At 64.6% G+C, this 20,887-nt stretch carries 24 protein-coding genes, 3 tRNA genes and 1 pseudogene; 19 read left to right on the top strand and 9 right to left on the bottom strand.

The window, feature by feature from the left end; genetic code table 11:
- Window positions 1-31: 31 nt before the first annotated feature.
- A complete protein-coding gene (locus HZB49_RS03295) occupies window positions 32-310 on the bottom strand; it encodes a hypothetical protein (RefSeq protein WP_291609047.1) in 279 nt (92 codons plus the stop codon).
- 207 nt (window positions 311-517) lie between these two features.
- On the opposite strand from HZB49_RS03295, the gene HZB49_RS03290 reads away from it, so the two are divergent.
- From HZB49_RS03290 to HZB49_RS03280, 3 genes are all read left to right on the top strand, one after another.
- The gene (locus HZB49_RS03290) at window positions 518-631 is read left to right on the top strand and encodes a glucose transporter (RefSeq protein ID WP_291609046.1); all 114 of its coding nucleotides are present in this window, start codon (window positions 518-520) and stop codon (window positions 629-631) included.
- A 113-nt stretch (window positions 632-744) separates the two neighbouring features.
- Window positions 745-1,110, top strand: coding sequence for a hypothetical protein (locus HZB49_RS03285; RefSeq protein WP_291609045.1), 366 nt, complete (start codon window positions 745-747; stop codon window positions 1,108-1,110).
- Window positions 1,107-1,955, top strand: a complete 849-nt coding sequence (locus HZB49_RS03280; protein ID WP_291609044.1) for an alpha/beta hydrolase — start codon at window positions 1,107-1,109, stop codon at window positions 1,953-1,955. Before HZB49_RS03285 ends, HZB49_RS03280 begins: the two co-directional genes overlap by 4 nt.
- A 124-nt stretch (window positions 1,956-2,079) precedes the next feature.
- Here the strand turns inward: HZB49_RS03280 and HZB49_RS03275 are convergent, their stop codons facing one another.
- From HZB49_RS03275 to HZB49_RS03265, 3 genes are all read right to left on the bottom strand, one after another.
- Window positions 2,080-2,478 (bottom strand): hypothetical protein, encoded by a 399-nt coding sequence (locus tag HZB49_RS03275; RefSeq protein ID WP_291609043.1) that lies wholly within the window; start codon window positions 2,476-2,478, stop codon window positions 2,080-2,082.
- A gap of 296 nt (window positions 2,479-2,774) precedes the next feature.
- Entirely contained in the window at window positions 2,775-4,055 is a 1,281-nt protein-coding gene (locus tag HZB49_RS03270; RefSeq protein ID WP_291609042.1) for a hypothetical protein, read from the bottom strand.
- Window positions 4,056-4,265: 210 nt separating this feature from the next.
- Window positions 4,266-4,340: transfer RNA gene (locus HZB49_RS03265), tRNA-Thr, on the bottom strand.
- A 173-nt stretch (window positions 4,341-4,513) separates the two neighbouring features.
- On the opposite strand from HZB49_RS03265, the gene HZB49_RS03260 reads away from it, so the two are divergent.
- From HZB49_RS03260 to HZB49_RS03245, 4 genes are all read left to right on the top strand, one after another.
- Window positions 4,514-5,227, top strand: a complete 714-nt coding sequence (locus HZB49_RS03260) for a dienelactone hydrolase family protein (RefSeq protein WP_291609041.1) — start codon at window positions 4,514-4,516, stop codon at window positions 5,225-5,227.
- A 117-nt stretch (window positions 5,228-5,344) separates the two neighbouring features.
- Window positions 5,345-6,040, top strand: a complete 696-nt coding sequence (locus HZB49_RS03255) for an urease accessory protein (protein WP_291609040.1) — start codon at window positions 5,345-5,347, stop codon at window positions 6,038-6,040.
- Window positions 6,041-6,213: 173 nt separating this feature from the next.
- Entirely contained in the window at window positions 6,214-6,672 is a 459-nt protein-coding gene (locus HZB49_RS03250; RefSeq protein WP_291609039.1) for a hypothetical protein, read from the top strand.
- A 49-nt stretch (window positions 6,673-6,721) separates the two neighbouring features.
- Complete coding sequence (locus HZB49_RS03245; protein WP_291609038.1) at window positions 6,722-7,222, top strand: hypothetical protein; 501 nt, start codon at window positions 6,722-6,724, stop codon at window positions 7,220-7,222.
- 194 nt (window positions 7,223-7,416) lie between these two features.
- Here the strand turns inward: HZB49_RS03245 and rlmB are convergent, their stop codons facing one another.
- Window positions 7,417-8,247 carry a 23S rRNA (guanosine(2251)-2'-O)-methyltransferase RlmB gene (rlmB, locus tag HZB49_RS03240; protein WP_291609037.1) on the bottom strand — a complete coding sequence of 277 codons (831 nt, stop codon included), beginning with the start codon at window positions 8,245-8,247 and terminating at the stop codon, window positions 7,417-7,419.
- Window positions 8,248-8,466: 219 nt separating this feature from the next.
- Here rlmB and HZB49_RS03235 point away from each other — a divergent pair.
- The 4 genes and pseudogenes from HZB49_RS03235 to HZB49_RS03220 all read left to right on the top strand — a co-directional run bounded on the left by HZB49_RS03235 (window position 8,467) and on the right by HZB49_RS03220 (window position 9,841).
- Window positions 8,467-8,552, top strand: a tRNA-Tyr gene (locus tag HZB49_RS03235).
- Window positions 8,553-8,722: 170 nt separating this feature from the next.
- Window positions 8,723-8,983: pseudogene (locus HZB49_RS03230) on the top strand (GIY-YIG nuclease family protein).
- Window positions 8,980-9,585, top strand: a complete 606-nt coding sequence (locus HZB49_RS03225; RefSeq protein ID WP_291609036.1) for a TMEM175 family protein — start codon at window positions 8,980-8,982, stop codon at window positions 9,583-9,585. The pseudogene HZB49_RS03230 and the gene HZB49_RS03225 overlap by 4 nt, the downstream one beginning before the upstream one ends.
- A gap of 43 nt (window positions 9,586-9,628) precedes the next feature.
- The gene (locus HZB49_RS03220) at window positions 9,629-9,841 is read left to right on the top strand and encodes a hypothetical protein (protein ID WP_291609035.1); all 213 of its coding nucleotides are present in this window, start codon (window positions 9,629-9,631) and stop codon (window positions 9,839-9,841) included.
- A gap of 73 nt (window positions 9,842-9,914) precedes the next feature.
- On the opposite strand, the gene HZB49_RS03215 is transcribed toward HZB49_RS03220, so the two are convergent.
- The gene (locus HZB49_RS03215; RefSeq protein ID WP_291609034.1) at window positions 9,915-10,364 is read right to left on the bottom strand and encodes a hypothetical protein; all 450 of its coding nucleotides are present in this window, start codon (window positions 10,362-10,364) and stop codon (window positions 9,915-9,917) included.
- Between the two features lie 163 nt (window positions 10,365-10,527).
- Entirely contained in the window at window positions 10,528-10,914 is a 387-nt protein-coding gene (locus HZB49_RS03210) for a YciI family protein (RefSeq protein WP_291609033.1), read from the bottom strand.
- A 182-nt stretch (window positions 10,915-11,096) separates the two neighbouring features.
- On the opposite strand from HZB49_RS03210, the gene HZB49_RS03205 reads away from it, so the two are divergent.
- From HZB49_RS03205 to HZB49_RS03190, 4 genes are all read left to right on the top strand, one after another.
- Window positions 11,097-11,288, top strand: coding sequence for a hypothetical protein (locus HZB49_RS03205; protein ID WP_291609032.1), 192 nt, complete (start codon window positions 11,097-11,099; stop codon window positions 11,286-11,288).
- A gap of 441 nt (window positions 11,289-11,729) precedes the next feature.
- Window positions 11,730-11,803: transfer RNA gene (locus HZB49_RS03200), tRNA-Gly, on the top strand.
- Window positions 11,804-11,898: 95 nt separating this feature from the next.
- Window positions 11,899-12,276 (top strand): YbaN family protein, encoded by a 378-nt coding sequence (locus tag HZB49_RS03195; protein WP_291609031.1) that lies wholly within the window; start codon window positions 11,899-11,901, stop codon window positions 12,274-12,276.
- A 92-nt stretch (window positions 12,277-12,368) separates the two neighbouring features.
- On the top strand, window positions 12,369-13,574 hold the full coding sequence (locus HZB49_RS03190; protein ID WP_291609030.1) for a M20/M25/M40 family metallo-hydrolase: 1,206 nt from the start codon (window positions 12,369-12,371) through the stop codon (window positions 13,572-13,574).
- Window positions 13,575-13,580: 6 nt separating this feature from the next.
- On the opposite strand, the gene HZB49_RS03185 is transcribed toward HZB49_RS03190, so the two are convergent.
- Window positions 13,581-14,003, bottom strand: a complete 423-nt coding sequence (locus HZB49_RS03185) for a hypothetical protein (RefSeq protein ID WP_291609029.1) — start codon at window positions 14,001-14,003, stop codon at window positions 13,581-13,583.
- A 246-nt stretch (window positions 14,004-14,249) separates the two neighbouring features.
- Here HZB49_RS03185 and HZB49_RS03180 point away from each other — a divergent pair, with 246 nt between their 5' ends.
- Both HZB49_RS03180 and HZB49_RS03175 read left to right on the top strand, forming a co-directional pair.
- Window positions 14,250-15,473, top strand: a complete 1,224-nt coding sequence (locus tag HZB49_RS03180) for a CaiB/BaiF CoA-transferase family protein (protein ID WP_291609028.1) — start codon at window positions 14,250-14,252, stop codon at window positions 15,471-15,473.
- A 186-nt stretch (window positions 15,474-15,659) separates the two neighbouring features.
- A complete protein-coding gene (locus HZB49_RS03175; protein ID WP_291609103.1) occupies window positions 15,660-17,624 on the top strand; it encodes a tyramine oxidase in 1,965 nt (654 codons plus the stop codon).
- A gap of 8 nt (window positions 17,625-17,632) precedes the next feature.
- Here the strand turns inward: HZB49_RS03175 and HZB49_RS03170 are convergent, their stop codons facing one another.
- The gene (locus HZB49_RS03170) at window positions 17,633-18,304 is read right to left on the bottom strand and encodes a TetR/AcrR family transcriptional regulator (protein ID WP_291609027.1); all 672 of its coding nucleotides are present in this window, start codon (window positions 18,302-18,304) and stop codon (window positions 17,633-17,635) included.
- Between the two features lie 174 nt (window positions 18,305-18,478).
- On the opposite strand from HZB49_RS03170, the gene HZB49_RS03165 reads away from it, so the two are divergent.
- Both HZB49_RS03165 and HZB49_RS03160 read left to right on the top strand, forming a co-directional pair.
- Window positions 18,479-19,714 carry an acyl-CoA dehydrogenase family protein gene (locus tag HZB49_RS03165; protein ID WP_291609026.1) on the top strand — a complete coding sequence of 412 codons (1,236 nt, stop codon included), beginning with the start codon at window positions 18,479-18,481 and terminating at the stop codon, window positions 19,712-19,714.
- Window positions 19,715-19,777: 63 nt separating this feature from the next.
- Window positions 19,778-20,836, top strand: coding sequence for a phosphotransferase family protein (locus HZB49_RS03160; protein WP_291609025.1), 1,059 nt, complete (start codon window positions 19,778-19,780; stop codon window positions 20,834-20,836).
- The last annotated feature ends 51 nt before the right edge of the window (window positions 20,837-20,887 follow it).

Genomic DNA, 20,887 nt, shown 5'->3' with positions numbered 1-20,887 from the left:
CCTGAAAGCCGGTCCCGCCGACCGCGGGGCCCTAGGCCGCTTCGTCCCTGGTTTCCGTCTCGGAGAGTTCCGGCTCCAGCCGCGCCTCGCGCTCGGCGTCGGCCTTGTTCCTGGCTGGGTCTTCATTGGTCTCACAGTGGCAGGGGCGGATTTCATAGTCATTGTCCAGCACCGGCCGCGGCGCGATCTTGCCGCTTTCCGACATCACGTCCACGACGAGCCCGGACCGTCTGGCGAGCTGCCAGACATCGGCTTCGGTCGGGTAGGCCTTGCTCAGCTTGGCCTCGTTGGAAAACAGCGCGTAGGGCATCGCCGGGGCTCCATCAGAAACCGACAACGCCTTGGGCGGCCTCGCGGTTTCGACGTCTGGTTTGCTTGGACATCACGGGCCGGTGAAGGCAAAAAACGGCCCGTTTCGGGCCGTTTTCCGGGAGTCTCTGAGTCCCTAACAAGTGGTGAATCCCCCAAAAAAGAAACCCCGGGACTCTACGTGCAGAATCGCCGGATGCTGATTGCCATGAGAGCGACCCTCCATAACGCGTGCGCCTGCGTGCGCCTGCAGCTGACGCTTTCCGCGGCGCTGCTGCTGGCCTGCGTGGCCAATGTCGTACTGGTATGCGCCTGGCTGTAGCGCGCCGTCGTGCGGCGTCATGGCTCGCCGATTGACGCAAGTCTCCACCCGCCCATCATGCTGAAGGAGCAAGCGCCTCGACCAGAAGGCGCGGAGGTGACGGGAGGCTGGCGATGATCGAGACGCTCAAAGACAAGGTCAACGGCGATGCGGGCCTGACGAGGCGCGGACGATACCTCACCACGACCTTCCTCCTGGAGGTCGGCTCCACGGCCTGGCTGATCCGGATATTCGAGGGGCGGATCGTCGCCGTGACGAAAGGGCCGTTCGTGATGCCGTCGTCGGCCTTTGCGCTGCGCGCGCCGGCGGAGGAATGGGAGAAATTCTGGAGCCGGCGCCCGCCACCCGGCTCCAACGACCTGATGGCCCTGATCAAACGCCGCGTCCTGAAGGCGGAAGGCGATCTGCAGGTCTTCATGGCCAATTTGCGTTACTTCAAGGAAGCGCTCGGCAAGCTGCGCGCGGGAGCGGGCGCATGAGCGCGACATTCGAGCCGATCGTCGGCCGCTATATGCGTCTCGATCTCCTGGGCAAGCCGCACCGTCTCTATGTCGAGGAAGCCGGCGAGGGCACGCCGCTGCTCTGCCTGCACACGGCGGGCAGCGACGGGCGGCAGTATCGCGGCCTGATGAACGATGCGCGGGTGACGTCGCGGCATCGCGTCATCGCCTTCGACATGCCATGGCACGGCAAATCCTCGCCGCCGGCCGGCTGGCACGACGAGGAGTACCAACTCACCTCGGCGCAATACACGACCATGATCCTCGAGGTGATGGCCGCGCTCGGGCTGGAAAAGCCGATCCTGATCGGCTGCTCGATCGGCGGGCGCATCTGCCTGCACCTGGCGCTCGAACATCCCGAACGCTTCCGTGCCATCATCGGCCTGCAGGCCGGCGCCCATGTCGATCCCTATTACGACCTCAACTTCCTGCACCGGCCGGACGTCCATGGCGGCGAGGTCGCGGGCGCCATCGTCTCCGGCCTGGTCGGCCCGGACGCACCCGACAGCGAGCGCTGGGAGACGCTGTGGCACTACATGCAGGGCGGCCCCGGCGTCTTCAAGGGCGATCTCTATTTCTACAAGATCGACGGCGACATCCGCAGCCGCGTCGCGCAGATCGACACCAAACGCTGCCCGCTGTTCCTGCTCTCGGGCGAGTACGACTATTCCTGCACGCCGGAGGAAACGATGGCGGTGGCGAACAGTATCGCCGGCTGCGAAGCCGTCATCATGAAAGGCCTCGGTCATTTCCCGATGAGCGAAGATCCGCAGGCGTTCCTGGGCCACCTGCTGCCGGTGCTGGAGAAGATTGCGGCGCGGTGAAGCTCGGTGTCAGATCCTCATCCTGAGGGGCGCCGCTTGCGGCGCGTCTCGAAGGATGAAGTGGCCTCATGGTTCGAGACGGCGCTGGCGCGCCTCCTCACCATGAGGATGACCTCCATAGGCGTTACTTCGGCGGCCGCGGCGCCGGAAACTTGTCGAGCGAGGCCTGCATCCTGGCCATGGTCTGGCTGCAATAAGCCTCGCGTTCGCGGTTGAATTTGGCCTGCTGGGCACGGAATTTGTCGACCCGGGCCTGGATGTCGCTCTGGTACTCGCTGCGTCCGGCCGGCGGCACGGGTGGGGGCGGGAGCGGTTTTGCCGCCTCGGGAACGGCACGCACAGGCGGTTCGGAAACCCCGAGCGCCTCGGCGAGCATTGCTTCGACATCGGGGAGACGGGTGGGGCTGACGGCAGGGAGGTCGGTTCGCGCAAAAACTTCGGCTTCGGACTTCCGCCCGGTTACCGACTGCACGAACGCCATTGTCTGCGCGATCAAGAGATCGCGTTCCCGCATCCATTTCATATGACGCTACCCCACGCCACGCCCGCGCACTCATTCCAACACAGGTTTTCCGGGAATCAAGAGCGGGCTGTGCGCGCGGATACTGCAGCGATTTGTTTTTCGCGCAAGGTGACAAAACAGTGACACACAGGAGCTTCCACCGGTGCCAGGTCACCATAAGCCTGCGCTAGTGACGCTCGCGCGGATTGGTGTTGGGTATGAACGGCGCGCCGACGACTCGCACCGGTTCGAGTCGGCGAGATAGGCTGAAGGGCTCGCTGCCTCCTGCTTCGCCGTCGAGCGGTTCCGCCGGCGGCTCAAATCGGGCCGGTCGCCGACGGGTTGAAACGGAACCGGAAACCAACCGCCGCCTGGTCACCCCTGCGCTCGAAATCGTAGGTGAACGGTGCCCGCTCGGTGCCGACGCTGGACGGGAACCTATGGAGGTAGTCGAAGAAGATCGATGGGTCTCCCATGGCGGAGCCGCCGGAAGCCAGCATCGGGAGCTTGACCTCGACGCCACCGCCGACTGCTGCCGCCACGCTGGTCTTGCTCACGTCGGTCGGCGTGCCGCCGAAATCGATCTGGATGCGGTTGCTCGCAACGCTGACGCCCGCCTGGCTGTAAAGCAGGAAATTCGGTGCGACCAGCACACCAGCCCGGCCGAGAAGGTCGACGGTGAAGGTTTGCGTTGTGCCGAGGAAGAAGGGAGTTGGCGGGAAGGGATGGCGTACTTCGCCGCCGGCAACGCCAAGATTGACGGCCATGCCAGCCACGAAATGGCCGCCGATGATCGTGTTGTAGCCGATGGTTACGCCGCCTCCGGCGCGCGTTGCGGAGTCGCTGAAGGCGTTGGTCTGCAGACCCGTGGCGGCGAACCGCTCCGTGATGTTGAGGCGGCTGTTGGAGACGTTGACGAAGGCGCCGCCGTTGAAGCCGGACCAGCGGTCTGCGAAGTTGTTGCGCATCAGAGGCAGGCTTGATTGCGAGGGAGGGCACCTCTTGCTTTCGCGTAGTTTGTCTGCGGCCGCTTCGTATTTTTGCCTGGCCTCGATCACGTATTTCTTGACGCTCTCGACGGCGGCCTCGCGACTTGCTCTTCGCCCGGCTGCCTGAATGTAAGCCTGCTCGGCTTTCTGAGCCGCCGCGCGTGCATCGGTGTGCTTTTTCAGCGCGGCCTCAAACTGCGGCAGATAGACAACGCCGATTGCAGCACCGGCTCCGCGCTTTCTTGCCTCCTGCAGCGCATCTCGCGCCCGCATCATTTCGTTTCGCGCCTGGCCGAGGGCGAAATCTGCGTTGTATTTGGCATCAAACGCGGCTGCTTCGGCCTGCTTGGCAGCGGCGATATCGCGCTGCCCCTGCTGCATGGCATCGTAAGTGGACTGCCAACTGTCCCTCAGCCGCGCCAGTTCCTCCTTCTCCGCATCCGTCGCGCAGGGAAATACCCCCGGTGCCACCGGTGGCTCCTCGTCGATGGGCGACTCGATTTTTATTTTGCCGCCCAGGATGGCCTGACTGCGAGCGGGAGCCGTCACGACAAGCGACATCAGTGCGGCAAGTGCGAGAAAGGATTTGGCATTCCGAAAAGCAACCATGGCAAGGTCCCCCAACCCTGGCTGGCAGTCTGCAAAAGCTCGCCCGGCCGAGAAAGCCGGGGGTGGGTGTGCAAAAGCGGAATCTGTTCCGGTTGTGTCGTTGCTGCATCAGCCCGATGCGATCGTTCGGGAGCGACCGGGAAGTGCTCCCGCATCAGCCCGCAATGAGAAGGTGTGTGCCCCGATCGCTTGACGGGCGGTCGCCGCCAATGGTGCCGGCTGAGGGGATTGAACCCCCGACCTTCGGTTTACAAAACCGCTGCTCTACCGCTGAGCTAAGCCGGCAAATCGACGGGATCGGCAAAGGGAAAAAATCGGGCGCGGACGCCACTGAACTGCCGGGTCGAATAGCAGACTTGGCCTTAAAGAACTACCCTCGGCGGTCCCGTTTTTCCCGTTGTGCAGGCTCCCAAGCAGTGTGAATTTCCCGCTCCAAGGGGTTGGGAAGCATCCGCAAAATGCACACGTTGGACATCGACTATGCCGCTGATGGCGTGACCATGCGTGGCTATCTCGCCTTCGATGAAGGCGCAGGTCCCCGGCCGGGCGTGCTGGTGTTTCACGAGGGGCTCGGGCTCGGCGACTTCGCCATGGACAAGGCGCGCCAGCTCGCTTCTCTCGGCTATGTCGCGCTCGCGGCCGACATGTTCGGCGAGCGGCGGCAGGCAAGGAACCTGCAGGAGGTGGCGACCGCGGTCGGCGGGCTGCGCGCCGAGCCGGAACGATTGCGCGCCCGCGCCCATGCAGCAGTCGCGACCCTTGCCGCTCTTCCGCAGGTTGATGCATCGCGGCTGGCCGCCATCGGCTTCTGCTTCGGCGGCTCGGTGGTGCTGGAGTTGGCGCGAGCTGGCGCCGAGCTGAAAGCGGTCGTCAGCTTTCACGGCGTGCTCGCGACGAAACTGCCGGCGCAGGAGGGGCAGGTGAAGGCGAGCGTCCTCGTGCTGACCGGCGCGGAGGATCCGCTGGCGCCGCCGGATCAGGTCGCGTCCTTCGAGGACGAGATGCGCGCCGCCAGGGTCGCCGACTGGCAGGTGGTGAGCTATGGCAACACGCTGCACGGCTTTGCCAACCCGGCCGCCGACGGCTCGATGATGCGGACCGCGCTCTATGATGCCCAGTCTGACCGGCGCTCCTGGGCGGCGATGCGCGCATTGTTCGATGAAGTGCTCTAGCGTTTTCAAGCGAAGTGGTATCCCCGGTTCGCGCGGAGAAAACGCGTCAAGAAAATCGAAGACCTGACAAATGCTTCCAACTCGTATTTGATGTGAGCTCATAAGCGGGCAGGGTGCATGTTCGGAATTCTGGGTCTCGGTTTCCTGTTGGGCATGCAGCATGCGCTCGAGGCCGATCATATCGCGGCGGTCTCCAGCATCGCCGCCCGCCGCAGCCGCGTTGGCGACATCGTCAAGCACGGCCTGACCTGGGGCCTCGGCCACACGGCCACGCTGTTCGTGTTTGCCGGCGTAGCCATCCTGCTCGGCCGCGCCATCCCCGAAACCGTGGCAAAGCCGCTTGAGGCCGCCGTGGGTGTCATGCTGATCGGCCTGGGCGCGCATGTGCTGTGGCGGCTGTGGCGCGACCGCGTGCATTTCCACCGCCATGGTCATGCCGACGGCACCGTGCACTTCCATGCCCACAGTCATGCCGGCGACACGCTGCCGCATGCCGGCGCCGCTCACGCCCATGAACACGGGTTCCGCTGGCGCACGCTGCTGGTCGGGCTGATGCACGGCATGGCGGGTTCCGCAGCACTGCTGGTGCTGGCGGTGACGCAGGCCTCGAGTCCCGCGGCCGGGCTCGGCTATGTCGCGCTGTTCGGCGTCGGCTCGATGATCGGAATGGGCGTGCTTTCCGCGGTCATTGCGGTTCCGCTGGCGGTTTCCGCGCGTTTTCTCACCGCGGCCAACCATGCGCTGCAGGGCGCGGTGGGGACTGTCACAATCGCGATCGGCCTGGTGACATTGGCGGAAAACGTGCTCGCCTAGCGCGACTGTCGTAACCTTCGTCGCCGCGTTAACGTTTCCTGATCGCACTCGCTCGGATTTGCGCAGGCGCCAATCCTTACGCGTTAGGCTTACCCGCAGTTTCGCCCGCGGCCTTAACCCTTGGCATCGCGCATTGGACTAGGTTGCGGCGAAACAAAGGCGGGTACAGGGAAATGCGCGCAGGCGTTGCACTGGCATTCTTGATGGCGATGACGTCGCAGGCGCTGGCCGGCGGCGGCTTCGAGATCGTGATACCGGGCAAGCCGGGCGTGCCCGTGATCATCAATGGCGTCGATGCATCCTATGCGGTGGTCGAAGGCGATTGGGGTCTTGGCAAGGGTGTGCATGTGCAGCCCACGGTTTACGGCGGCCGCTATGTCGATCCGGTGCCGCATGTCGGCCACTACTATCCCAGCGCGGGCCATATGCCCGGCTATGGCCGGCTTGAAATCGAACCGCCCGCCAATCGCAAATTGCCGCCGGAGGCCGAGAGCTACTACCGCTCCTGGTCGGCGCAATCGACCCCGCAGCTCGAAGTTCCGGCCAATCCTCCGCCGGTGATCGTCGCGCCGCAGATCGATTACGACTGGCAGCATGGCCGTCACCCGCGGCCGCGCCCGCATCCGCGTTAAGTTTTGAAGTAGACCCACGCCAACGAGAACACCCCTACAGGAGAGAGTAATGCGTCATTTGATTTCAGGAATTGTTGCGGCAGTTGCCGTCATGGCCGCGTCGCCCGCGATGGCGTGCGGTTACTATTCGTGCGGCACGCCGTGCTATTCGTATAGCCCGTGCGCGCCGCGCTATGTCGCCCCCGTCGCGACCTACAGCTACGGCTACGGCTATGGTTATGGCTGTGGCTCGACCTGCGGCGGCTGGGCCACCCAGCGTCTCGCCGAGCCGGCCACGCAATATTACTACGTCAACCAGGGTCCGACCTACAGCGGTCCGGGTGCCTGGGCGCCGCAGCCGACCTACTACGAGCCGTCGGTGTCCGGCTGGAGCAACTACGCGCGTCCCTATGACTACGGCTATGTCGCGCGGCCGCGCTACTTCGGCCCGCGCGCCTATGGCTATCGCGCCGTCCGTCCGTACGGCACCGCCTATCGCTACGGCTACGCGCATCGCCACCACGGCATGCACTATCACCACGGTCAGCGCGCGCTGCGCCGCTACTACTGATCTGAACAAGATTTGAGACCGGGACGCCCGCTCGCTTTCGCGAGCGGGCGTTTTGTTTTTCGTCACTGTCACCCCTCATGGCGTGGAGCGCGTCTTCGCGCGTCTCGAACCATAAGGCCACAGACGGGCCGTCATCCTTCGAGACGCGGCCTGAAGGCCACTCCTCTGATGAGGGTCTTTCAGCGCACGCGCGTCTATTTCCCCATCAGCCCCAGCCGGCTGGCGCCGACATAGAGCGCCAGCACCGCGGCGTTGGAGACGTTGAGGCTCTTGATCTCGCCGGGCATGTCGAGCCGCGCCACCGTGGCGCAGGTCTCGCGCGTCAGTTGCCGCAGGCCCTTGCCCTCGGCGCCGAGCACCAGCGCCAGCGGCTCGCGTAATTCCACCTTGGAAAGCTCGTCCGTACCCTCGCTGTCGAGTCCGACGGTGAGGAAGCCGCGTTCGTTCAGTTCAGTGAGCGCGCGCGCGAGATTCTGCACCAGCACCAGCGGCACCAGCTCCAGCGCGCCGGAGGCGGATTTCGCCAGCACGCCGGTCGCCTCCGGGCTGTGCCGGGCGGTGGTGACGATCGCCTTCACCGCAAAGGCCGCCGCCGAGCGCAGGATGGCCCCGACATTGTGCGGATCGGTGATCTGGTCGAGCACCAGCACGATGCCTTCCTGCTTCAATGTCTCGATGTCCGGCGAGGGCAGGGGATCGGCTTCGGCCAGCATGCCCTGGTGCACGGCATCCGGTCCGAGCCGCTGGTCGATCAATTGCGGACGGACGATTTCCGGCGTCACGCGGGTGTGGATGTTTTCTTCCGCCAGCCGCCGCGCCGCATTCTCGGTCAGCAGCAGCTTTCTGATCTTGCGCCGGGGATTGGCCAGCGCCGCGGCAACCGTGTGAAAACCATAGAGGATCGCCGGCCCGTCGCCGCCGGAATCGCGGTCGCGCCAAGCCGGCCGGGGGGAGGATTTCCGCCCTTTTTCGAAGGATTTGCCGCCGCTCCTGCGGAACGGCGGCCTGCGGTCGCGATCATTCATGACAAGGCTTGTGTCACGGGTTCCGGATTCTGGCAATTTGGTCTCGTTTGGAGCGGTTTGAGCACGGTTTTGAGCGCTTCCCTTGGTTGACTTTGCGGGTCCGCTTACCCATAAACGCGCCCGACCGCGCCCCGTCACCGGGTCGCGCGGGCCCAGCGCCATATCGACGGTTCTGTCCGCCGCCACGTCTTGCGGACGAATTGCTGACGCTGTTGGGACGGGGGAGTGTCCCGAGTGGCAAAGGGAGCTGACTGTAAATCAGCCGTCTTATGACTTCGCAGGTTCGAGTCCTGCCTCCCCCACCATCCTGCTTCGCGCCAAGGCGCTTCGCAGGACTACGGCCTGCCAGACCGCGAAGCAGGATGCCCTCCGAAGCCTTGGCGAAGGAGGGCCTACCAACCATGTTTGCGATTTGCGGCCCAGCCAACTCCGAAGCATGATCTCCACCGAAGCATCAATGCAGAGGTCAGGTTACGTGCACTACGTTTATCTCATCGAAAGTGAGCGATTCCCGGATCAGCGATATATCGGTGTTACCAATGATCTGAAGCAGAGAATTCCGGACCACAACGAGGGAAAGTCCGCTCACACGTCCAAGTACGTCCCTTGGAACCTGGCGACATACGTCGCCTTCTCCAACAGGTAAAAAGCCGAAACCTTCGAGCAGTACCTGAAGTCAGGCTCGGGTCACGCCTTTGCAAAGAAGCGACTCTGGTGGAGCAATCCGAATCCATGACCCCATCCCATCCCGATCTCTTCGAAATGCGGCGGCTGGAATCGCTCTCCAACACCATCTTCGGTGTGGCGATGACGCTGTTGGCCTATGACCTTCCCAGGACCGGCACCTTCGCCCGCATGCCGGGATGGACCGATCTCTATCACCACTATGCCGGCAGGCTGTCGGCGCTGATCTTCTCCTTCGTCATCGCTGGCGTGTTCTGGATCAGCCATCATCGCCGGCTGGCGCGGCAGCCGGAGGCCGACCGTGGTGTCGTGATCCTCAATCTTTTCTTCCTGCTCTCGATCATCCTGTTGCCGGTGACCAACAGCCTTTATGGCAGCTACCGGCTGAGCAGTGCCGTTACGGTGCTTTACGGTTTGCAGCTGACGCTGATCGCCTCGCTGAACGCGGTGCTGTGGTGGCTGGCGGTGCCGGGGATCCGCAACATCGAGGTCGCAGCCGCTTTTTTTCCGGTGCTGGCATTCCTGCCGGGTACTGCGATCGCGGCGATCGCCCCTGAATATGCGCCCTATTTCTGGTTCCTCGCATTCGGCGGGCTGCTGATGCGCCGTTACGGCGCATCGAGGCCTGGAGATGGCGCGGCCGGGGGCCGTTGAACCGGCAGCTTGGCCGCGGCGACCAAGGCTGCGGAGAAGCACCATGCTCGATTGGCTCATCATCGCAGCGGTCGTGATCGTGATCGCGGTGGTCGTCCTCGCCTATTTCGATATGGCGGACGTGCTGGTCGACCTCGTCACGTCGCTGGCGCAGCTGGCAGTCGCCGCAGCCGCGCTGACGATCTCGCTGCTCGCGCTTCTGCTCAACGCGCTGAAGCGGCTGTTGAAGAAGCAGCACAACGCAATTCTTCCCTGACCAATGCGTAACGAAAAAGGCGGAAAGCTTTTGGCCCTCCGCCTGATTTGTCGCGCCGCTCACGCAGGGGTGGCTAGTACCCGGGGCAGTAATCCCAGAAGCCGGCGCGGCGGTACGGGTCGGTATAATACCAGCACATGCCCGGCGCCGGCGCGACGCTTGACGCATAGGCAGCAGCGCCCGCAGCGGCGATGAAGCCGATGGCGGCACCGGCGGCGATCGCACCGCCCGGTGCCCAGCGATACGGACGTGCCCAGCGCACCACCGGGGCGGGACGTACGATCGGACCCGGACGCACGACGGTCGTGCCGCGATAGCGGTAGACGCCGCCGCGCGGTCCGACCGCGACGCCACGGCGCACGACGACGGCAACTTCGCTGACGTCGGAAGCGTCGTTCACCTGCGCATTGAGCGCACCGGTCGGGGCAAGCGGCGCGGCCTGCGCCGGCGCCAAGGCGAACAGCCCGACTGCCGCGGATGCCGCGACGAGAAGAGAAGCGTGACGTCGTCTGGTAGTAACCATCAATTCCTCCGGCTCATGTGATCGCCCTCTTCAGGCGAAGATACCTGCTGGTTGCATCACCACCCCTAAGCGCCCGCGCAAAGGCTAGGCGGAGGGAACCGCATTGGCAAGCGGGCCGGGCGCCTAACCCATTGACGAAAACGCGAGAAATCCACCGTCGGCGTCAACTTTCGGCCGCAGTCTCCGGGAAGGCGTTGCCGGGAATGAAAAGCCGGATCGGTCTCACTTCATAGACGGCGCTCGGATTGGCGCGGCGCAGGTGGCGCACCGCGTCATCGGCAGCGGCTTCGTCCGGAAAATCCACGACATAGAAGCCGAGCAGCTGCTCCTTGGTCTCGGCGAACGGCCCGTCGATCATCATGCCGTCGCCGGGCCCGCGCAGGGTGCGCGCTTTCCTGGTTTCGCCGAGCCGCGCCGCGGGGCCGAGCTTGCCGACCTGGTTGAGCCGCTCATGGGCCTTGCGGAGGTTGACCATCAGCGCGGCGTCTTCTTCCGCGCTCCAGGAATTCACCTCGGTTTCGACGTGATAGGCGAGAATGGCGTAGAGCATCAAAAACCTCATTTTCCCTTCGATTCGCACGGATGGAAGACGCCGGAACGGCGCCGAATCCGACAATCCGCGCACCCACGAAACCGAATTGAAACACGATTTCGGGGTGGCCTGTGTGAACGTGGCGAAGTCGGGGCACGACTGATGGGCAGAACGCAGGAATTGCGCAAGCGGAGAGGGTCATGTCACGGAAATCAGCCACCATCATCAGCGATACCGCCCGCGGCCTGGCTGCGATCGACACCGGCGGCGACTGGCACGATGTCCCCCGCCATCACCGCTATTACGGCAGCTCCGCCTTCAACGGCGGCGAGCGCCTCACCGAATCCCGCCGCGGCCCGCGCGCGCGCTCGCTCAGTCCCGCCGGCATCTAACCCCACCCGTCATTCCGGGGCGGCCCGCAGGGCCGAACCCGGAATCTCTATCGACGATTTCCAGATTCCGGGTTCGCGCTTCGCGCGCCCCGGAATGACTCAAGGACAAACAAAAAAGGCGCGGCGGAAAAACTCCCGCCGCGCCCCAACTGTTGTCTCGCTGGTCCAGGGCTGAGAACGCCCCGTTGCCAGGCTGTCAGGCCTTAGCGGGCGATCCCAGCGAGGTGACAGCGCTTGAAACAAGACACTGGATCACCTCCTTTCGTTGTTAGTGGAGAATCCAATATAGGCGGCGAATCGGCTGCCGTTAAGGGCCTGGCGCGCCTTGTCCGTCATTCCGGGGCGCGCTCAGCGACCTGGAATCTAAGGCCGGAACTGCATATTTTGAGGCTTGCACAGCGGTTGAGACCCGTGGCGCGCCGTGTTAGGTCACCCCCTAGCGCGGGTGTAGCTCAATGGTAGAGCAGCAGCCTTCCAAGCTGAATACGAGGGTTCGATTCCCTTCACCCGCTCCAGCCTTCGCTCGCTTCGCGAGCTACGGCTCGGCAGGCCAGCGCGTCAGCCGGGAGCGAGCATTCCTTGTTCGAACACACTGCAGGCGGCAGCTCTGATGCGCATGATGTATTTCGGCCTCGGTTGGGTGATGGTCGCGCTGGGCGTGATCGGGCTCGTGATGCCGCTGATGCCGGGGACGGTTTTCCTGATCATTGCGGCGGCGTGCTTTGCGCGCTCCTCGCCCCGGCTGGAGGCATGGCTGCTCGATCATCCCAAGTTCGGCAAATCGCTGCGGGACTGGCGCGCCGCCGGCGCGATCCCGCGTTCGGCCAAGGCCATGGCCTGCGCCGGCATGACGGTCGGCTTTTTCGTCTTCTGGTACAGCGCCGATCCGTCGCCGCCGCTTGCCGCGGTCGTGGGGCTTTCGTTCCTCGCCTGCGCGGCCTACGTCGTGTCGCGACCGGCGATGGCCGATGAGGATTCTTCCGCCTAGCACATCGGTCCTTGGCGCCTCATCCTGAAGAGCCTTGCGCAGCGATGCATCTCGAAGGATGCTCGAACGCACCGCAACCAAGGTCCTTCATCATGCCCGTTGACGTCAAAGCCGCCACCGACCGTCTCATGCGCTTCCTCGCCGTCGAGGGCGTGACCGGCAAGGAAGCGGCGATCGGGCGCGAGCTAAGTGCGGCGCTGCGGGAGGTCGGCGTGCCAGCGGACACGATCCGGCTCGACGACGCCAACACGCGCATTCCCGTGCCGACCGAGACCGGCAACCTCATCGTCGATCTGCCCGGCCGCGGCGCGATGCACAACCAGCCGCGGATCATGTTCATGACCCATATGGACACCGTGCCGCTGTGTGCCGGCGCCAAGCCGAAGATTTCGGGGCGCAGAATCGTCAACGAGGCGAAGACGGCGCTCGGCGGCGACAACCGCTGCGGCTGCGGCGTGCTCGTCACGCTGGCGGCCGAGCTCGCCAAACAGAATCTCGATCATCCGCCGATCACCCTGTTGTTCTGCGTGCGCGAGGAGAGCGGGCTCTACGGCGCGCGCCACGTCAGGACCGCGGAGCTCGGCTCGCCCGTGATGGCCTTCAATTTCGACGGCGGCGCCGCCTCCAATGTCACCATCGGCGCGGTCGGCGCGGATCGCTGGCAGGTCGAGATTTTCGGCCGCGCCTCGCATGCCGGTGTTGCACCCGAGCGCGGCATCTCCTCGACCATGATTCTCGCGCTCGCACTCGCCGATTTGAAGGCCGGCGGCTGGTTCGGCAAGGTGGTGAAGGGCAAGGGGCAGGAGAAGAGGCAAGGCACCAGCAATGTCGGTCCCGTCACCGGCGGCGAGGGCCGCCCGGCGGGCGATGCCACCAATGTCGTCACCGACTATGTGCATGTGCGCGGCGAAAGCCGCAGCCACGATGCAAGATTCTTCAAGGAGATCACCAGGGCCTACAAGACGGCGTTCGAGAAGGCCGCAAGGCGCGTCAAGAACAGCGACGGCAAGACAGGCAAGGTCAGGTTCAAGGCCGAGACCGATTACTATCCATTCCGCATGAAGGAGAGCCTGCCCGTGGTCAAGCGCGCGGTCGCGGCGGTGTCCGGCATCGGCGCAGCACCGGCCATCCGCGCTGCCAATGGCGGGCTCGATGCCAACTGGATGGTCCGCCATGGCGTTCCCACGGTGACCTTCGGCGCCGGGCAGAACGAGCCGCACACGACAGACGAGTGGATCAATCTCGACGAATACGACAAGGCCTGCGCGCTGGCCGTGCAGCTCGCGACCATGCGGTGAGCGTGCTCAACTCCCGAGCCGCCATCGCGCGCGCCGGCGCAGGGCAGGGAGCACCATCGCGAGCCCCAGCATGCCGAGCGCGCTCGCCAGCGCAACCGCGCCGTTGACCGCGAGATAGCGCGGCAGGGAGAAATTGGCCTGCATCTTGCCGCCGTCGCGCAGCGCATCCTGCTCGCGGTGGCACGCGAGGGCATCGTCGATATCCCCGGGGTCGACCTTCAGCCCGAGCACGTCGCGCGCCTCGACCTGGGTCTCGAAAAAGCGGCAGTTCCCCGAGCGCTCGAGTTTCGCGGCGATCTCCGCCCGCTGTTCCGGCGTGAGCGCGATCCACGTCTGCGCGTTGGCCGTGGGTCGCGACGTGCCGGCAACGAACGGCGCCGTGATCGCGGCGGCGATGGTGAGACCGAGAGCGATCCGTGAAGGCCTCATGCCGTCTCCCGACTTGTCCCGCCGCCAAGACTACCACTGCCAAGACTACCACCGCGCGTTGCGCGAACAACGATCGAATGGCGGGTCCGGATTGCCTGATGCTGCGCCGCGTCCGCCCGACCGCGGCGGTTCAAGTATGGCTTCATGCCGCCGGTGCAGTACTCGCAGCCGAAAAATAGTATATTCGGCTTCCCCAGAACATCGCGGGAGTTCCCGCGTCAAGAACAGCACTCTGGAGGAACCGCCATGTCGGCCCTGCCGCTTACCGGCATCAAGATTCTCGACCTCACGCGCGTGCTGGCCGGTCCCCTGTCGGCGCAGATGCTGGCCGATCTCGGCGCCGAGGTGATCAAGATCGAGCGCCCCGGCGGCGGCGACGATGCCCGCGCCTTCGGCCCGCCCTACCTGAAAGACCCCGAGGGCAAGGCCAACAACAACAATTCCTTCTATCTCTGCGCCAACCGCAACAAGAAGTCGGTCACCGTCAATATCGCAAGCCCCGAGGGGCAGCAGATCATCCGCGACATCGCCAAGGGCTGCGACGTCTTCATGGAGAACTACAAGGTCGGCGACCTCAAGCGCTACGGGCTCGACTACGAGTCGATCAAGGCGATCAACCCATCCATCATCTACGCCTCCGTAACCGGCTTCGGCCAGACCGGACCTTACGCGCCGCGCGCCGGCTATGACGCCATCCTGCAGGCGATGGGTGGCCTGATGAGCGTCACCGGGCATCTTGATGGCGAACCCGGCGCGGGGCCGATGAAGGTCGGCCCGTCGATCGTCGACTACATGACCGGCATGAACTCCTCGATCGGCATCCTCGCCGCGCTCTATCACCGCAAGGCAACGGGGGAGGGGCAGCATGTCGACGTCTGCCTGTTCGACACCGTGATCGCCTCGCTGTCGCACTACGCGCAGATATTCCTCGTCAACGGCGTCACCCCGCCGCGCCGCGGCACCTGGGGCAACGGCGGCATGCCGGCCGGCGTGTTCCGCTGCACCGACGGCGAATTGATGCTGGTGGTCGGCAATGACGGCCAGTTCGCGCGCACCTGCGAGGTGCTCGGCCGGCCGGAACTCGCGAGCGATCCGAAATTCATCAAGAACAACGACCGCGTCGTCCACGGCAAGGAGATCATGGCGATCTTCGCCGGCCTGTTCCTGCAGAAGCCGGTCGCCCACTGGCTCGATGAGCTGGAGAAGGCCGGCGTGCCCTCGGGCCCGATCAACGACTTCTCGCAGGTGTTCAACGACCCGCACGTGCAGTCGCGCGGCATGCGGGTCAAGGTCAATCACCCCTTCGAGCCCGACCTGTCGCTGATCCGCAATGCCATCACCTTCTCCGGCACCCCCGTGAAGGAATACCGCGCCCCGCCGCTGTTAGGGGCCAACACCAGCGAAGTGCTGGCCGGCATCGGCTACGACGAGGCGAAGGTGGCCGGGCTGAAGGAGCGGAAGGTCATCTAGGCGCGCTTTCCGGCGGCACGGTGCTTGCGCCGGTTTGACCGTCGCGCCTTTGGCGGATCGCCTGACTTGAACTAGACTTCGCCGTGGAGTTTGCGCAGATTTCGCGCAGGCAGTTTCCTGCACGGAGATCGGCGCATGCATGGATCGATGTCTCGGGGGGCGATTTGGACGCGGCGTTTGGCGGCGGTGATCCTGTTGCTCTCGCCGTTCTCCGCCACTGCCCAGGACGCGAAAAATGCGCATCCGCTCGACGCATTGACCGGCGACGAACTCGGCCGCGTGAAGTCCATTCTGATTGCGGAAGGCAAGATCGGGTCGCGCGCGCGCTTTCACAGCGTCGATCTCGACGAGCCAGAAAAGGCCGAGGTGTTGGCGTGGCGTCCGGGCACGACTCTGCCCCGGCGCGCCATCGCCGTCGTGAACGAGGCCGGCACGGTGTATGAAGCCGCCATCGATCTGTTGGCCGGCCGCATCACGGCATGGCGACCGCTCACCGGCGAGCCGGCCTTGCTGCTGGGCGAGATGATGGGCGCCGGCGACATGGCGAAAGCGGATCCGCGCATGGTGGAGGCGCTGGCCAAGCGCGGTTTCGCGCCGGATCAGGTGTATTGCGTGCCGCTGACCGCCGGAAATTTCGGCGCCAGGGAAGAGCAGGGCCAGCGCCTCCTCAAAGTCCCGTGCTTCGCCAAGCCAATCCAATCCAATGCGTGGGCTCGCCCGATCGAAGGCCTGTTTGCGACCTTCGATCTGAAGGCCGGCAAGGCGATCGACGTGATCGATGCCGGCGTTGTGCCGGTCCCGACCGAGGGCTGGGGTTATGACGAGGCTGAGGTCGCCGCGCGCGGTGCGCTGCGGCCGGAGACCAGGGCAGCCAGCCTTTCCCAGCCCGGCGGCGACAACATCAGGACGGAGGACGGCCGCTTCGGCTGGGACATCTGGCGTTTTCACCTGCGCGCCGACATCCGGCCGGGGACGGTGCTCTCGATGGTCGAGGTGCGCGACGGCGCGCGCTGGCGCTCGGTCGCCTACCAGATGCACCTGTCCGAAGTCTTCGTGCCCTATATGGATCCGGACCAGGCCTGGTACTGGCGGACCTACATGGACAGCGGCGAGTATGGTTTCGGCAATCTCCTGAGCCCGCTGCGCCCGGGCGTCGACTGTCCGTCCTATGCCCGCTTCCTTGCCGTCACCATGCCGCAGGACAATGGCGAACCGATGCCGATTGCGAATGCGATTTGCCTGTTCGAGCGATCGATCGGCGATCCCGCCTGGCGGCATTTCGAGATCGTCGGCAATACGCCGCAAGACCCGAAGCCGACCGTCGGCCGGCCGGCCAGCGAACTCGTGGTGCGCTCGGCCTCCGCGATCGGCAATTACGACTACCTAGTCGACTATGTCTTCCGCCAGGACGGCAGCATCCGCATTGCCATCGGCGCGACCGGCATCGACGCCGTCAAGGGTGTGGCGAGCCAGTCGATGAAGGACGCAACGGCGGCGGCCGACACACGCTGGGGAACCCTGATCGCGCCGGGCCTGGTGGCGCCGTTCCACAGTCATTATTTCAACTTCCGCCTCGATCTCGACATCGACGGCACCGCGAACGATTTCATGCGCGAGCGTCTGGTGCAGCAGTTGATGCCGGAAGGCTTGCCCCGGCGTTCGATCTTTGCGGTCACGCACGAAATGCCGGCAAGCGAACAGGCGGCGCGCAGCCGCATCGAGCCGGCTTCGCCCGCGCTCTATCACTTCGGCAATCACAATGTGGAAAGCGCGCTCGGCCATCATCCCGGCTATATGCTGATGCCGGAAGGCAGCTACGTGCATCCTCTGCTCGCTGCCGACGATCCGCCGGTGCGGCGCAATTCCTATCTGCACTATCAGCTTTCGGTGACGCCCCGGCAGCCTTCGGAGCGATATGCCGGCGGGCGCTTTGCCATGATGAGCGACGGCTCGGACACGCTGGGCGCCTGGACCGCCCGCGACCGGCCGATCGGCAACCGCGACATCGTCGCCTGGTACACGGTCGGCTTTCACCACATCACGCGGATGGAGGACTGGCCGGTCATGCCGACCCACTGGTTCGGCTTCACCCTGATGCCGCACAATTTCTTTGCGACGAATCCGGCGATGACGATCCGGGAGGTGAAGTAGGGGGCAGGCTATCGCGCGTCGCGCGCCACCAGCCGCGCCGGCTGCCGTTTCTCGACGGGCTCGGCCGTCAACGCCATCGCCGCCACGCCCACCACGCGATCGACGATACCAGCAACGTCGTTTAGGTCGCACTTGCCCTCCGACAGCTTCGCCAGCCGCTCCTTTTCGCGGATGGTGTGGTGGGCCATCGACAGCGCGAAGTGCAGGCCCCAGTAGAGCTCGGCCTCGTCGCGGCCGGGCAGCGCGCGGCGCATCGCGGCGGCGAATTTGCGCAAGTGATCGATCTCGCGGTTCTTGATGCGGCGGATCGGCGGCACCGATTCGATCGACGCGCGGATCATGAAGCGCGCCGCGGTCGAGCCCTCGCGGTCGGGGCCGAGGCAGCCGCGCAGGGTGGGGCCGACCAGCGCGCGCAGGATTTCGTCGATGGTGGCGCGGCCGCCGCCTTTTTCCTCCGCGGCCTTCAGTTCGTTGAGACGCTCGCGGTTGGTCTGGATCGAGCGGGTGACGAACAGCTCCGCGATCAGCTCGTCCTTGGAACCGAAATGGTAATTTACCGCCGCGAGGTTGACGTTCGCCTCCGCGACGATGTCGCGCAGCGTCACGTCGCCGAAGCCGCGGTCGGCGTAAAGCCGCTCGGCGGCGGCGAGGATTGCAGAGCGGGTCTGATCTGAGGCCATGGGTCGCCCCCGCATCGGGAGTTGCAATTCAAACAGTTGTATGAAACTATCGTTTGAAGGCGGCGAAATGTCAATGCTGCTGCGAACGATCGGCAAGTTCCGGCTTGCCGGTGCGGGGCGGCGGGCGGACAGTGCGGCCAACGATTTTGAAAAGTGAAAAGCGAGGAGCGTCCGATGGATTTCGAATTGTCCAGCAAGCAGAAGGAATGGCTCGACCGGGTCCGGTCGTTCATGACCAAGCACGTCCGCCCGGCGGTGCCGGTCTACAAGAAGCAGGACGAGGAGGGCGGGCGCTGGAAGGTGATCCCGATCCTGGAAGAGCTCAAGGCCAAGGCCAAGGCAGAAGGCCTCTGGAACATGTTCATGCCGCCGAACGAGCATGAGGACGATGAATTCCGCGGCGCGGGATTGACCAATCTCGAATACGCGCTGCTGGCGGAGGAGATGGGGCACATCTCCTTTGCGTCGGAAGTGTTCAATTGTTCCGCACCTGATACCGGCAACATGGAAGTGTTCATGCGGTATGGCACCAAGGAACAGAAGCGCAAATGGCTGAAGCCGCTGATGAACGGCGAAATCCGCTCCGCCTTCCTGATGACCGAGCCCGCGGTCGCCTCCTCGGACGCGACCAATATCGAGACCAGCATCAAGCGCGACGGCGATCACTACGTCATCAACGGCCGCAAATGGTGGTCGTCCGGCGTCGGCGACCCCCGCTGCAAGATCGCGATCCTGATGGGCAAGACCGATCCCAACGCGGCGCGCCATCAGCAGCAGTCGCAGATCCTGGTGCCGCTCGATACCCCCGGCATCAAGGTGGAAAAGATGCTCCCCGTGTTCGGCTTCGACGATGCGCCGCACGGCCATGCCCAGGTGCTGCTCGAAAACGTCCGCGTGCCGAAGGAAAACATTCTGCTCGGCGAGGGCAGGGGTTTTGAAATTGCGCAGGGCCGCCTCGGTCCCGGCCGCATCCATCACTGCATGCGCACCATCGGCGTGGCCGAAGAGGCGCTGGAGAAGATGGTGCGGCGGTTGTCGTCGCGCACCGCGTTCGGCAAGAAGATCATCGAGCACTCGGTGTGGGAACAACGCATCGGCGAGGCCCGCGCCGACATCGAGATGAACCGGCTGTTGTGCCTGAAGGCCGCCGACATGATGGACAAGGTCGGCAACAAGACCGCGCAGCTCGAGATCGCCATGATCAAGGTAGCTGCGCCCAACATGGCACTGCGGATCATTGACAATGCCATCCAGGCCTATGGCGGAGGCGGCGTCTCCGACGATGCGGGGCTCGCCAAGGCCTACGCCGGCATCCGCACGCTGCGGCTCGCCGACGGCCCGGACGAGGTGCATAACCGCGCCATTGCCAGACTTGAAGTTCGGAAGTATCAAAACGCTCCGAGGCACTAAGGGGAACGCCTAGAAACGCGGCGCTCCCTGATAACCTAGAAGAAACTCGCAGGGAGCGTCAGCGTGAACGACGGCGTCAGGAAAGACGAGGAATTTTCCGGCACCCGGGAAGTCGAGGAGCGCCATCGCATCAACGAGGCGAACCTCGCCAAATGGATGTCGGAAAATGTTGAGGGCTTCGAAGGCCCGCTGACCGTCCTGCAGTTCAAGGGCGGTCAGTCCAATCCGACCTACCGGCTCAATACGCCGAAGCGCTCCTATGTGATGCGCCGCCGCCCGTTCGGTAAATTGTTGCCGTCGGCGCATGCGGTGGATCGCGAGTTCCGCGTCATTTCCGCGCTGGGCAAGCAGGGCTTTCCCGTCGCGCGTGCCTATGCGCTCTGCATGGACGATGCCGTGATCGGCTCGGCCTTCTACATCATGTCGATGGAAGAGGGCCGGGTATTCTGGGATCCGACGCTGCCCAGCCAGACGCCGGATGCGCGGCGCAAGATCTTCGCCAGCAAGATCGAGACGCTGGCGAAGCTGCACATGTACGATCCCGAGAAGATCGGCCTCGGCGACTTCGGCAAGCCCGGCAATTATTTTGCGCGCCAGATCGATCGCTGGACCAAGCAGTATCGCGCCTCCGAAACCCAGCACATCCCGGAATTCGAGAAGCTCGCCGTATGGCTGCCCAAAACGGTGCCGGCGCAGGAGCGCATCTCGATCGTCCATGGCGACTATCGCCTCGACAACATGATTTTCCACCCGACGGAACCGCGCGTGCTCGCGGTGCTGGATTGGGAATTGTCGACGCTCGGCGATCCCATGGCCGACTTCACCTATCTCCTGATGCAGTGGACCATGCCGGGTCTCGCCAATGCCGATCTCAAGGCGCTGAACATTCCGAGTCAGGATGAGGCGGCCAAGATCTATTGCGATTACACCGGCATGGCCGTGCCCGACCTCAACTGGTACTTCTCCTACAATCTGTTCCGCCTTGCCGGCATTACCCAGGGCATCGCCGGCCGGGTCCGCGACGGCACCGCGGCGAATGCCAGGGCGCTCGAGTCGGCCGCCCGCACGGTGCCGCTCTCGCAGGCTTCCTGGGAATACGCGCAAAAGGCCGGCGCGGTGTGAGCGGGCGATGATGCGCCCGCACACCTAGTTCGTCATACCCCGCGCAAGCGG

Source organism: Bradyrhizobium sp., from assembly GCF_016219575.1.
Lineage (GTDB): Bacteria > Pseudomonadota > Alphaproteobacteria > Rhizobiales > Xanthobacteraceae > Bradyrhizobium.
Note: the sequence above shows the minus strand (reverse complement) of the source record. Positions and strands in the feature narration are given on the sequence as shown.